This window comes from Paraburkholderia sp. D1E, assembly GCF_052682275.1.
Genome location: NZ_JBQYMB010000001.1, coordinates 9,478,932 through 9,491,882 on the forward strand (window position 1 = coordinate 9,478,932; position 12,951 = coordinate 9,491,882).

The following is a 12,951-nucleotide window of genomic DNA, read 5'->3' on the forward strand; positions in this document are numbered from 1 at the left end:
TCAGTTCATGACACCCATCTCGATCATCATTCCCTGCTACAACGGCGCGGCGACGCTTGCCCGTGCGCTCCAAAGTTGCCTGATCCAGCCGGAAGCCGCGCAGATCATCGTGGTGGACGACGGCTCGACCGATGCCTCCACCGACCTCGTCGCGCATTACGGGCGTCGCGATCGGCGCGTGTGCCTGTTGCAGATGCCGTATAACGGCGGCCCGGCTCGGGCGCGCAACTGGGGTGCCCTGCATGCGGCTCACGGTCTGCTTGCCTTCCTCGATGCCGACGACGAATACGTGCCCGGCGCATTAGCCGCCGCGAGTGCGTTTCTCACGCAGAACCCGAAGGAAGTATCCGTGCGGCTCGACGTCGACTACACGGATTTTCCGGTCGACATCATCCGTCACCCCGGGTTCGACACGCATGCCGCAACGCTCAGCAATACCGTGCCGAGTAGCCTGATCATCCGTCGCGCGGTGTATACCGCGCTCGGCGGCTTCCCGATGGATGACGCGTTCCGCCGCATCGGCGGCGAAGACGGGGCGTTTTCGTGGACCCTGCGCGAGATCTTCGGCAACCGGCGTCTGGGCGACGCGAAGCGCGTGCGCATGCATTACCACGCGGGCATTCACGCCGAACGTTATTTCCGCATCGCACTTGGCTTGCAGACGCCGGATCCTGCCGACGTGGCCGATGCATTCCGGTTTTCGAGGCAATTCCTCGACGCAGCGCGCGCGGGCATCGAGCAATTGCGCACCGCAAGCGTCGTTGCCGACGCAGCCGCATCTGCCCTGCCGAATCACGCTGCCTAGATCCCAGACACCGAGGCGGCGCATTGCCACCCGCAGCCCAATTCCCAAGGGCCGCAACCCCACCAACCCGATCCGCGCCCCGAAGCCATCTCGATTTGCTACAATCGCCGTTCGTCTCCGAGGAGCGTTGCGACGGGTACCGCGAATCAGCTATTCGCCGGCCGCCCGCCAGGCTCGGAGGCTTCAATCGGAGGGCCAGGATGCGCATAGCGCTTTCCCATCCACCGCATCGAACCGCGCTCACGTCAAATTTCTAGTCAATTTTTTAGAAAGGAGGGCGTGATGAACGCCGCAGTTCTCGATTCAAATTCCAAGCAGGATTTCCTCGTCGCCGATATGTCGCTTGCAGCCTGGGGCCGCAAGGAACTGAACATCGCCGAAACCGAAATGCCCGGCCTCATGCAGACGCGCGAGGAGTACAAGAGCTCGCAGCCGCTGAAGGGCGCGCGCGTCGCGGGTTCGCTGCACATGACGATTCAAACCGGCGTGCTGATCGAAACCTTGACGGCACTCGGCGCGGACGTTCGCTGGGCATCGTGCAATATTTTCTCGACGCAGGATCATGCAGCTGCCGCGATTGCGGCAGGCGGCGTGCCGGTGTTCGCATTCAAGGGCGAATCGCTCGACGAATACTGGGAATTCTCGCACCGCATTTTCGAATGGCCGAATGGCGAATTCGCCAACATGATCCTCGACGACGGCGGCGACGCCACGTTGTTGCTGATCCTCGGCTCGAAGGCTGAGAAAGACCGTTCGGTGATCTCGAAGCCGGAAAACGAAGAAGAAGTGGCGCTGTACAAGTCGATCGCCAAGCATCTCGACGCGGATCCAGTGTGGTACTCCACGCGTCTCGCGCACATCAAGGGCGTGACCGAAGAAACCACGACCGGCGTGCACCGTCTGTATCAGATGGAAAAGGAAGGGCGCCTGCCGTTCCCGGCCATCAACGTGAACGATTCGGTCACGAAGTCGAAGTTCGACAATCTGTATGGCTGCCGCGAGTCGCTGGTCGACGGTATCAAGCGCGCAACCGACGTGATGATCGCGGGCAAGATCGCGGTCGTGGCCGGTTACGGCGACGTGGGCAAGGGCTGCGCGCAATCGCTGCGCGGTCTGGGCGCAACGGTGTGGGTCACGGAAATCGATCCGATCTGCGCATTGCAGGCAGCGATGGAAGGCTACCGCGTCGTGACGATGGAATACGCGGCGGACAAGGCCGACATCTTCGTGACGGCAACGGGCAACTTCCACGTGATCGGCCACGATCATATGGCTGCCATGCGCAACAACGCGATTGTCTGCAATATCGGTCACTTCGATTCGGAAATCGACGTTGCATCGACGCGCCAGTACACGTGGGAAAACATCAAGCCGCAAGTCGACCACATCATTTTCCCGGACGGCAAGCGTGTCATCCTGCTGGCTGAAGGCCGCCTGGTGAACCTGGGTTGCGCGACGGGCCATCCGTCGTTCGTGATGTCGGCATCGTTCACGAACCAGACGATCGCGCAGATCGAGCTGTTCGTTCACGGCGACAAGTACGAAAACAAGGTCTACGTGTTGCCGAAGCACCTTGATGAAAAGGTGGCGCGTCTGCATCTGGGCCGTATCGGCGCGGAACTGACGGTGCTGTCGGACTATCAGGCAGGCTATATCAGCGTCGACAAGAACGGCCCGTTCAAGCCGAATCATTACCGCTATTAAGTCACGCAAGTCACGTGACTAAGTAAGATTAAGCACGCGGGCGGTTTAAACGCATGACAGTTTGACGACAGGGCGGCGCGTAATGCGCCGCTTTGTTCGCCATGCCCGCCTCTTTCCGTTCAAACGGACATCCTGCCTCAAAGGAGCTCTACATGACCGTGCTGCTGACCTGGCTGATCAACGCGCTGGCGCTTCTGATCATCACCTACCTCGTACCGTCGATTCATATCCGCAGTTTCGGCACCGCCTTGATCGTCGCGGTGGTGCTCGGGTTGATCAATACGATCCTGCGACCGGTGCTGATTCTGTTGACGCTGCCCGTCACGATCGTCACGCTCGGACTCTTCATTCTGGTGGTCAATGCGCTGTGCTTCTGGTTGTGCGCGTCGCTGCTGAAGGGTTTCGAAGTGTCGGGTTTCTGGTCGGCGTTCTTCGGCTCGATTCTGTACAGCATCGTTTCGTGGCTGCTGTCCGCGCTTATTTTCGGCAACCGCAGTATCGGTTGATCTACTGAATCATGAACCCGATCGAACTTTCATTCGAATTCTTCCCGCCGAAAACGCAGGAAGGCGTCGACAAGCTGCGCGCCACCCGCGCGCAACTCGCGTCGCTCAAGCCCAAGTTCGTGTCCGTCACGTTCGGCGCCGGCGGCTCGACGCAGCAGGGCACGCTCGATACCGTCGTCGATATGGCGAAGGAAGGGCTCGAAGCGGCGCCGCACGTGTCGTGTATCGGCTCCTCGAAAGAGAGCCTGCGCGCGATCCTCAACGAGTACCGCGCGCATGGCATCCGCCATATCGTAGCGCTGCGCGGCGATCTGCCGTCCGGTATGGGCGAAGTCGGCGAGTTGCGTTATGCGTCCGAACTGGTGAGCTTTATCCGTGCCGAGTTCGGCGACTGGTTCTGGATCGAGGTGGCCGGCTATCCGGAGTACCACCCGCAGTCGCGCTCGCCGCGTCACGATCTGGAAAACTTCGCCCACAAGGTGAAGGCCGGCGCCAATTCGGCGATCACGCAGTATTTCTTCAACGCGGACGCATATTTCCGTTTCGTTGACGACGCGAGGAAGCTCGGCGTCGACGTGCCGATCGTGCCGGGCATCATGCCGATCACGAACTACTCGCAGCTGATGCGTTTCTCGGAGATGTGCGGCGCGGAAGTGCCGCGCTGGGTCGCGCGCCGACTGGAAAGTTTCGGCGACGACCGCGAGTCGATCCGCGCGTTCGGGCTGGATGTGGTGACGGACCTGTGCGGGCGTCTCATCGACGCGAAGGTGCCGGGCCTGCACTTCTACACGCTCAATGGCGCAGCGGCGACCAAGGCGATCTGCGAACGACTGGGCGTTTAAGTTCTGAGCAGCCTCTGTACAAGGCCGCGTGGCTCATCGAGTCGCGCGGCTTTTTTACGCAAGATCCAGCCTGAGAATTCCACCCTTAAACTACTGCTGCGGTGCAGCAAAAATGCGCCGCCGGGCGTGTCCTGCGGCGTATAAGCCCGCATTGAACCCGATTTTTGGGCTGTCTATGATCGAAGCGCAGCTGACTTGGCTGCTGTGCGGAGAACAAGATGACAGTATCCCGATTGCTGTTTGCAGTTCGCCATACCTGTCTGCCGGTCTTGAGTGCCTGCGCAGTCCTTGCTGCCGGACTCGCGCCCGCCGCAGCCGGCGCGGCCAGCTTGCCTGACAAAACCCTCGTGTTCTGCTCCGAAGGCAGTCCGGCTGGCTTCGATTCCGCGCAGTACACCACCAGCGTCGAATTCACCGCCGCCTCGTACACGGTCTATAACCGCCTTGTCGAGTTCGCCCGCGGCAGTACCGATATCGAGCCAGGCCTAGCCGAGAAGTGGGATGTGTCGCAGGACGGCCTGCAATACACGTTCTACCTGCGGCACGGTGTGAAGTTTCAGACCACCTCGTTCTTCAAGCCGACCCGCGAATTCAATGCCGACGACGTTGTCTTCACTTACCAGCGGATGCTGGATCCCGACCAGCCGTTCCGTAAGGCGTACCCGGTCCCGTTTCCCTACTTCGCCGATCTCGGACTGGCAAAGAACATCGCCAAGGTCGAGAAGCTGGATCCGTACACGGTGCGTTTCACGCTAAAAGAGGTTGATGCACCGTTCCTGCAGCAGATTGCGATGCCGTTCGCGTCGATTCTGTCGGCGGAGTACACGGATCAACTGCTGAAAGCCGGCAAGGCTTCCGACATCAACCAATACCCGGTCGGCACCGGGCCGTTCATTTTCCGCAGCTATACGAAGGACGACACGATCCGCTTCGACGGCAATCCCGACTACTGGAAACCGGGCGTCGTGAAGGTCGGCAAGCTCATCTTCGCGATCACCACGGATCCCGCGGTGCGGCTGCAGAAACTGAAACGCGGAGAATGCCAGGTGATGAGCTACCCGCGTCCGGCTGATATTCCGCAGATCAAGGCCGACTCGTCGCTCGCTCTGCCGAGTGAGGTCGGCTTCAATCTGGGCATCCTCGGGTACAACACGACGAAAAAACCGCTCGACAACGTGCTGGTGCGGCGTGCGCTGGATATGTCGGTCAATAAGAAAGCGATCATCGAGTCGGTATATCAGGGCGCGGGGCAAATCGCGACGAATCCCATGCCGCCGACCCAATGGGGCTACGACAAGAACCTGAAAGATGCGCCTTACGACGTTGATAAAGCCAAGGCCTTGCTGAGGGAGGCTGGCTACCCGGACGGCTTTGACCTTACCCTGTGGGCCATGCCGGTACAGCGACCCTACAACCCGAATGCCCGGCTGATGGCCGAAATGCTACAGGCCGACTGGGCGAAGATCGGCGTCAAGGTGACGATTGCCACATACGAGTGGGGCGAGTATATCCGCCGCGCCCATGCTGGCGAACACGAGGCGATCCTGATCGGCTGGACGGGGGACTACGGCGATCCTGACAATTGGCTTGGGGTGTTGCTCGGTTGCGATGCGGTGAAGGGCAGCAATTTTTCCAAATGGTGCTACAAACCGTTCGACGACCTGATCAGGAAAGGCCGCGGCACCACGGATCTCGCCGAGCGAACCAAGGCATATATGGAAGCGCAGGAAATCTTCAAGCAGCAGGTTCCGTTCACGCCGATTGCCCATTCCACCGTCTACCAGCCGATCAGCAAAGACGTCACGGGCTTCAAGATCGACCCGTTCGGTCCGACGCAATTCATGAACGTCGGGCTGAAATAGCCGCCAGCAACGACCTGTGGGCCGCTTTTTGCTAAGCCCACCTCCAACGTCGCACGTTCCGGCCAGCGCCGGCGTGCGACCGCCCTTATGCCCCATCTGTTTCCGATCGTCAACGGGGGTATTTTCCTCCGCTTGTTGGTGCGAGCCAAGCTCAAGTAAGATCGCGCTACGCTGGCGGAAGCCGGCCCCGATCCTGGAGGAAACATGAAGCAAAACAACCTGTTGCGCGCCGCGCGTGTTACGACGCTCGTCGCAGCTGCAGCGGCATCGATGCTGGGCGCTACGAGTGCCCATGCCGAGATTCCGAACAAAACACTCGTTTACTGCTCAGAAGGCAGCCCTGCGGGTTTCGATCCGGCCCAGTACACGACTGGTGTCGACTTCACGGCCAACACGTTCACCGTTTATAACCGCCTCGTCGAGTTCGAGCGCGGCGGCACGAAAGTTGAGCCGGGCCTGGCAGAAAAATGGGAAGTCTCGCCGGACGGCAAGACCTACACGTTCCATTTGCGGCACGGCGTGAAGTTCCAGACCACCTCGTTCTTCAAGCCGACGCGCGAATTCAACGCGGACGACGTCGTGTTCACGTTCCAGCGCATGCTCGACACGAACCAGCCGTTCCGTAAGGCGTACCCGGTCCAGTTTCCGTACTTCACGGACATGGGCCTCGACAAGCTGATCACCAGCGTCGAAAAGGTCGATCCGTACACGGTCAAGTTCACGCTGAAGGAAGTCAACGCGCCGTTCATCCAGAATCTGGCGATGGAGTACGCGTCGATCCTCTCGGGTGAATACGCGGACCAGTTGCTGAAGGCCGGCAAGGCTGCCGATATCAACCAGTACCCGGTCGGCACGGGCCCGTTCATCTTCCGCAGCTACACGAAGGACGCGACGATCCGCTTCGACGGCAATCCGGATTACTGGAAGCCGAACGCAGTGAAGATCTCGAAGCTGATCTTCTCGATCACGCCGGACGCCGGTGTACGCGTACAGAAGATCAAGCGCGACGAATGCCAGGTGATGAGCTATCCGCGTCCGGCCGACATCGCGCCGCTGAAGGCTGAAGCCAATATCGCGATGCCGTCGCAGCCGGGCTTCAACCTCGGCTACCTCGCGTACAACGTGACGCACAAGCCGGTCGACAAGGTCGAAGTGCGTGAGGCGCTCGACATGGCGATCAACAAGAAGGCGATCGTCGAATCGGTGTATCAGGGCGCGGGCCAGGCTGCAACGAACCCGATGCCGCCGACCCAATGGTCGTACGACAAGAACCTGAAGAGCGCGTCCTACGATACGGACAAGGCCAAGGCTCTGCTGGCGAAGGCCGGTTATCCGAACGGCTTCGACATCACCCTGTGGGCGATGCCGGTGCAACGCGCGTACAACCCAAACGCCCGTCTGATGGCGGAAATGATCCAGGCCGACTGGGCCAAGATCGGCGTGAAGGCGAAGATCGTCACGTATGAATGGGGCGAGTACATCAAGCGCGCGCACGCTGGTGAAGACGACACGATGCTGATCGGCTGGACCGGCGACAACGGCGATCCGGACAACTGGCTCGGCACGTTGCTGGGCTGCGAAGCGGTGAATGGCAACAACTTCTCGAAGTGGTGCTACAAGCCGTTCGACGATCTGATCCAGAAGGGTCGCGTGACGTCGGATCAGGGCGCGCGCACGACGGCGTACATGCAGGCGCAACAGATCTTCGCGCAGCAACTGCCGTTCTCGCCGATCGCTCACTCGACCGTGTACCAGCCTGTCAGCAAGAAGGTCGTCGACATGCGTATCGAGCCGCTCGGTTATGCGCGCTTCGACGGCGTCAGCGTCAAGTAAAGGTAATGCAGTCAAGCTTACGCAGTAGCTTTTCGTACCGTTAGAAAACTGGTCGAAATGGTCCGGCGACCGGGGTCACAAGCCCTCGTCGCCGGTTGCGTTTTTTCTTCATCAAGACCATAGGGACGAACCATGTTCCGCTTTGTTTTGCGCCGCATCGGCATGGTGATACCAACGTTCATCGGCATCACGATTCTCGCGTTTGCGCTGATTCACCTGATACCGGGCGACCCCATCGAAGTGATGATGGGCGAGCGCGGCGTCGATCCGGCCATGCATGCCGCCGCCTTGCATCGCCTCGGACTCGACGAGTCCTTGCCGATGCAGTACATCCACTATGTTGGCCGCGCCATGCACGGCGACCTCGGCACCTCGATCATCACCAATACCAGCGTGATGGGCGAATTCCTCGCACGTTTTCCCGCCACGGTTGAACTGGGGTTCTGCGCGATGCTGTTCGCGCTGATCGTCGGCTTGCCGGCGGGCGTGTTCGCGGCGCTCAGGCGCGGCACGGTGGTCGATCATGGCGTGATGGGCACGGCCCTGACCGGCTACTCGATGCCGATTTTCTGGTGGGGCTTGATCCTCATCATGTTCTTTTCCGTGGACCTCGGCTGGACACCGGTGTCGGGCCGCATCGCGGTCGAATACGACATTCCGCACGTGACCGGCTTCATGCTGATCGACGCGATGATGTCCACCGACGAAGGCGCGTTCAAATCCGCGCTCAGCCATCTGATTTTGCCGGCCATTGTGCTTGGCACGATTCCATTGGCCGTTGTCGCGCGGATGACGCGCTCGTCGATGCTCGAAGTGTTGCGCGAGGATTACATCCGCACTGCGCGTGCGAAGGGCTTGTCGCCCGCTCGCGTGATCATCGTGCATGCATTGCGGAATGCGCTGATTCCGGTCGTGACCGTGATCGGTTTGCAGGTCGGCACGCTGCTGGCTGGCGCGGTGCTGACCGAGACGCTGTTTTCGTGGCCGGGTATCGGCAAGTGGCTGATCGACGCGATCGGCCGGCGCGACTATCCGGTGGTGCAGGGCGGTATTCTGATGATCGCTACGCTGGTGATCGTTGTGAACCTCGTCGTCGATCTGTTGTACGGCGTGTTGAACCCGCGCATTCGCCATACGAGGTAAATATGAACCCCCACGCTCACTTGCGTTCGCTGCCCCCCGAGGGGGCGCATGCCTCCCTTGAGGCGGCTCTGCGGGAGGCATGAACAGATCATGGCAGACATACAAAATACAGTCCCCCAATCGGTGACGCCGCCAAGCGGCCGCGCCATCGCCGCCCGCGAATTCTGGGCGAATTTCTCGCGTAACCGTGGCGCGGTCGGCGCCGGCTTCATCGTGCTGGCGCTGATTTTCATCGCGATCTTTGCGCCGTTGATCGCACCGCACAGCCCGATCGAGCAGTATCGCGACTTCGTGAAGATCCCACCCGCCTGGCTCGACGGCGGCAACTGGAAGTTCATTCTCGGTACCGACGAAGCGGGCCGCGACATTCTCTCGCGCCTGATGTACGGCGCGCGGCTGTCGTTCTGGATCGGCTTCGTCTCGGTCGTGCTCGCGCTGCTTCCGGGCATCGTGCTCGGGCTGATCGCGGCGTTCTTCGAGAAGTGGGCCGATACGCCGATCATGCGCATCATGGACGTGCTGCTCGCGTTGCCCTCGCTGCTGCTCGCAGTCGCGGTGGTCGCGATCATCGGCCCGGGGCTGGTCAATACGATGCTCGCGATTGCGATCGTCGCGTTGCCGGGCTATGTGCGTTTGACGCGCGCCTCGGCTCAAGGCGAATTGCAGAAAGAGTATGTGACGGCTTCGCGGGTTGCAGGCGCGAGCACGCTGCGTTTGATGTTTTCGCAAGTGCTGCCGAACTGCACCGCACCGCTGATCGTGCAGGCAACCTTGGGCTTTTCGTCGGCGATTCTCGATGCGGCGGCACTCGGCTTCCTCGGGCTCGGCGTGCAGCCGCCGTCGGCGGAGTGGGGCGCGATGCTGGCCTCGGCGCGCGACTATATCGACAGCGCCTGGTGGATCGTCACGATGCCGGGTCTCTCCATTCTGATCTCGGTGCTCGCGATCAATCTGCTCGGCGACGGGCTGCGCGACGCACTCGATCCCAAACTGAAGCGGATGGCCTGAATGGAACAACCTCCACGTTCAACTCATTCACTTCCCCCCGAGGGACCGGGTCAGCCAGCTTCGGGCGGCCATGCGCGTACTGACAGTAACTTGTTGACCATCCGCAATCTGGCGGTGAACTTCAACGGCCTGCCCGCAGTCGATCGGATTAACCTCGATGTCGCGCCGGGCGAAGTCGTCGGCGTGGTCGGCGAATCGGGCTCGGGCAAGAGCGTGACGATGATGGCGCTGATGGGCCTGATCGACGCGCCGGGCAAAGTCACCGCGGATGAGATCACCTTCAACGGCAAGAATCTGGTGAAGGCAACGGCCCGGGAACGCCGCAAGATCATCGGCAAAGACATCGCGATGGTGTTCCAGGACGCGCTCACCAGTCTGAATCCGAGCTACACGGTCGGCTATCAGATCAAGGAAGTGCTCAAGCTGCACGAAGGCCTGCGCGGCAGCGCGCTGGACAAACGCGCGCTGGAGTTGCTCGACCAGGTCGGTATTCCGGACGCGAAGAGTCGCATCACGTCGTTCCCGCATCAGATGTCGGGCGGCATGAATCAGCGCGTGATGATTGCGATGGCGATCGCCTGCAATCCGAAGCTGCTGATCGCCGACGAACCGACCACCGCACTCGACGTGACGATCCAGGCGCAGATCATGGAGCTGCTGATCAAGCTGCAGAAGGAACGCGGCATGGCGCTCGTGCTGATCTCGCACGATCTGGCGGTGGTGTCCGAGGTCGCGCAGCGCGTCGCCGTCATGTACGCTGGCGAAGTGATCGAAACCAACCGCGTGCCGGACATCTTCGCGGCGCCGCATCATCCGTACACGGAAGCGTTGCTGGCGGCGATTCCCGAACACAATGTCGGCGCGGTGCGGCTTGCTGCATTGCCGGGCATGGTGCCGGGGCGTGATGACCGGCCGAAAGGTTGCCTCTTCGCACCGCGCTGCAAGTATGTGGTCGACGACTGCATGAAGGCGCGCCCCGCACTGGCACCAATGCAAGGTCACGCTGAAGTGGCGCGCGTGCGCTGCATCAAACCCCTGAACCTGAGCGGCGACGCCAATGTTCACACTCATGGAGGCGCACGATGAACGCAGTACTCGAACCGCGGCGCCAGTCGGACCATGCGGGTGATCACGTGCTGGTTGCCGACAAGCTTGCGCGTTACTACACGGTAAAGCGCAGCCTGTTCAGCCAGGGCACGGTAAAGGCTTTGAACGGCGTGTCGTTTGCGCTCGAACGCGGCAAGACCCTGGCGGTGGTGGGTGAATCCGGTTGCGGAAAATCCACCCTCGCGCGGCAACTGACCATGATCGAGGCGCCCACTGCAGGCCGCTTGTTGATCGACGGTGAAGACGTGGCCGGCGCCGATCACGCGAAGATCGCCGCGCTGCGGCGGCGCGTGCAGATGGTGTTTCAGAATCCGTTTGCCTCGCTGAATCCGCGCAAGACGGTCGAGCAGACGCTCGGTGAACCGCTCGCGATCAACACGCAATTGAGCGCTTCCGAACGCGCTGAACGGATCGCGCAGATGATGCGCACTGTCGGGCTGCGTCCGGAGCATGCAAAGCGCTATCCGCATATGTTCTCGGGCGGGCAGCGGCAGCGCGTGGCGATTGCGCGCGCGATGATCCTCGATCCGCAGATCGTGGTCGCCGATGAACCAGTGTCAGCGCTCGACGTGTCGATCCAGGCGCAGATTCTCAATCTGTTCATGGATCTGCAGGAGCAGTTCAAGACCAGCTACGTGTTCATCTCGCACAACCTTTCGGTGGTGGAGCATATTGCCGACGATGTGATGGTGATGTACTTCGGTGGCGTCGCGGAGCTCGGCGACAAGAAGCGGATTTTCTCGAATCCGCGGCATCCCTATACGCGTGCCCTGATGTCGGCCACGCCTTCGATCTTCGAAGCGGATCGCACCATCAAGATCAAGCTGCAGGGTGAAATGCCGTCGCCGCTGAATCCGCCGTCGGGCTGCACCTTCCATCAACGTTGCCCGTACGTGATCGACCGTTGCCGCAGCGAAGAGCCGAAGTTGCGCGAAGTGGATGGTCGTCAGGTGTCGTGTCACCGCGCCGAGGAGGTGGGGGACATGGATGCCTGATGCAGTGGCGGCGCGTCGTCTTACGCGCCGCTCGCGTGATGGCGGCCGCAACGCTGCTTTGACGCGGCGCTGGGGAGCGCGCGCACTGACCGGTGCCGCGCTCTTCGGCGTGTGTTCCGTTTTTCACCTGAGCGCGGGGCTGATCGGCGTCGCGCATGCGGCCGGCGCAGCCGCCAATGCACCTGCTCAGGCGGGGCGGCCGGCGATGCCGGTGCCCAATCTGCCTGCGCCGCCACGCGCCACCTTACCGGGCTTTAATCCGCCGCCCGCCGCGCCGGGCACGACGGCAAGCGGTCCGGTGCAAACGCAGCCGGCGCGCATGCCGTTCTATGTCGCGACGCGCGGCACCACGACCATCTACGTACTCGGCACGTTGCACGTCGGCGACCCCGCCGACTATCCTGCGAGGCAACCGTTCCGCGCGCCGATCCTCGGCGCACTGGCGGCCTCGCCGACGCTGGCGCTCGAACTCTCACCCGACGAACTGCTGGTCTCGCAAGACGATGTGTCGAAGTACGGCATATGCCGCCGGGATTGTCTGCCGGGCCTGCTGCCCGAGCCTTTGTGGCGCAAGCTGGCATTTCGCCTGCGCGGTAATCCCGCGGCGCTGGATGAAATCAAGAAGATGCGGCCGTGGCTCGCGTCGCTGGTGGTCGAAACCTACGATTCGTTGAGTGCGGGCTTGCAGACCGAGTACGGCACGGAAGCGCAATTGCAGAACGTGTATATCAGGACGCGCGGCAAGATCGTCGGTCTCGAGACGCTGCATCAGCAGATGCGCGCGTTCACCAGCCTCACACTTGCGCAGCAGCGTGAAATGCTCGCGCAGGACCTGGTGCAGACGCCTGCGGAAAACGTCGACGATGTGAAGACCTTGCATCGGCTGTGGCGAGTGGGGGATGCCGATGCGATTGCGGCCTGGCAGGCCGCGAAGTCCGAAAAGCTGGCACGCGACAAGCGCATCTCCGACTCGATCGATAACAAGATCGTGTACGAGCGCAACCGGCGCTTCGTGTCACGGATGCTGCTGATCGCCGGGCCGAACAAGCCGGTGTTCGTGGCGATCGGCGCGTTGCATCTGGGCGGCCGCAAGGGCGTGCTGCAGCTTTTGCGGCAGCACGGGTTCGTGGTGGATGCGTGGTGAGG

11 protein-coding genes and 1 riboswitch are annotated in these 12,951 nt (G+C 61.5%); all 11 genes read left to right on the forward strand.

The annotated features are described in order from the left end of the window. Positions 1-7 precede the first annotated feature (7 nt). The 11 genes from ACUN0E_RS42530 (at position 8) to ACUN0E_RS42580 (ending at position 12,949) form a co-directional block, all read left to right on the forward strand. A complete protein-coding gene (locus tag ACUN0E_RS42530) occupies positions 8-805 on the forward strand; it encodes a glycosyltransferase family 2 protein (RefSeq protein ID WP_445570301.1) in 798 nt (265 codons plus the stop codon). 113 nt (positions 806-918) lie between these two features. Continuing rightward, positions 919-1,054: riboswitch (S-adenosyl-L-homocysteine riboswitch) on the forward strand. 33 nt (positions 1,055-1,087) lie between these two features. Then, on the forward strand, positions 1,088-2,509 hold the full coding sequence (gene ahcY / locus ACUN0E_RS42535; protein ID WP_325047491.1) for an adenosylhomocysteinase: 1,422 nt from the start codon (positions 1,088-1,090) through the stop codon (positions 2,507-2,509). Between the two features lie 152 nt (positions 2,510-2,661). Continuing rightward, the gene (locus tag ACUN0E_RS42540; protein ID WP_028198543.1) at positions 2,662-3,015 is read left to right on the forward strand and encodes a phage holin family protein; all 354 of its coding nucleotides are present in this window, start codon (positions 2,662-2,664) and stop codon (positions 3,013-3,015) included. Between the two features lie 11 nt (positions 3,016-3,026). Continuing rightward, positions 3,027-3,857 carry a methylenetetrahydrofolate reductase [NAD(P)H] gene (gene metF / locus ACUN0E_RS42545; protein WP_445570302.1) on the forward strand — a complete coding sequence of 277 codons (831 nt, stop codon included), beginning with the start codon at positions 3,027-3,029 and terminating at the stop codon, positions 3,855-3,857. A 218-nt stretch (positions 3,858-4,075) separates the two neighbouring features. Beyond that, positions 4,076-5,719: an ABC transporter substrate-binding protein gene (locus ACUN0E_RS42550; RefSeq protein WP_445570303.1), complete on the forward strand. Its 1,644-nt coding sequence runs from the start codon at positions 4,076-4,078 to the stop codon at positions 5,717-5,719. A 204-nt stretch (positions 5,720-5,923) separates the two neighbouring features. After that, complete coding sequence (locus ACUN0E_RS42555; RefSeq protein ID WP_408390852.1) at positions 5,924-7,552, forward strand: ABC transporter substrate-binding protein; 1,629 nt, start codon at positions 5,924-5,926, stop codon at positions 7,550-7,552. 132 nt (positions 7,553-7,684) lie between these two features. Next, a complete protein-coding gene (locus ACUN0E_RS42560; RefSeq protein WP_445570304.1) occupies positions 7,685-8,695 on the forward strand; it encodes an ABC transporter permease subunit in 1,011 nt (336 codons plus the stop codon). Positions 8,696-8,785: 90 nt separating this feature from the next. Continuing rightward, positions 8,786-9,703, forward strand: a complete 918-nt coding sequence (locus ACUN0E_RS42565; protein ID WP_408226322.1) for an ABC transporter permease subunit — start codon at positions 8,786-8,788, stop codon at positions 9,701-9,703. A gap of 93 nt (positions 9,704-9,796) precedes the next feature. Further along, positions 9,797-10,789 carry an ABC transporter ATP-binding protein gene (locus tag ACUN0E_RS42570; protein ID WP_408226504.1) on the forward strand — a complete coding sequence of 331 codons (993 nt, stop codon included), beginning with the start codon at positions 9,797-9,799 and terminating at the stop codon, positions 10,787-10,789. Beyond that, positions 10,786-11,805: a peptide ABC transporter ATP-binding protein gene (locus ACUN0E_RS42575; protein WP_408226325.1), complete on the forward strand. Its 1,020-nt coding sequence runs from the start codon at positions 10,786-10,788 to the stop codon at positions 11,803-11,805. The genes ACUN0E_RS42570 and ACUN0E_RS42575 overlap by 4 nt, the downstream gene beginning before the upstream one ends. Then, the gene (locus tag ACUN0E_RS42580) at positions 11,798-12,949 is read left to right on the forward strand and encodes a TraB/GumN family protein (RefSeq protein ID WP_408334618.1); all 1,152 of its coding nucleotides are present in this window, start codon (positions 11,798-11,800) and stop codon (positions 12,947-12,949) included. The genes ACUN0E_RS42575 and ACUN0E_RS42580 overlap by 8 nt, the downstream gene beginning before the upstream one ends. The last annotated feature ends 2 nt before the right edge of the window (positions 12,950-12,951 follow it).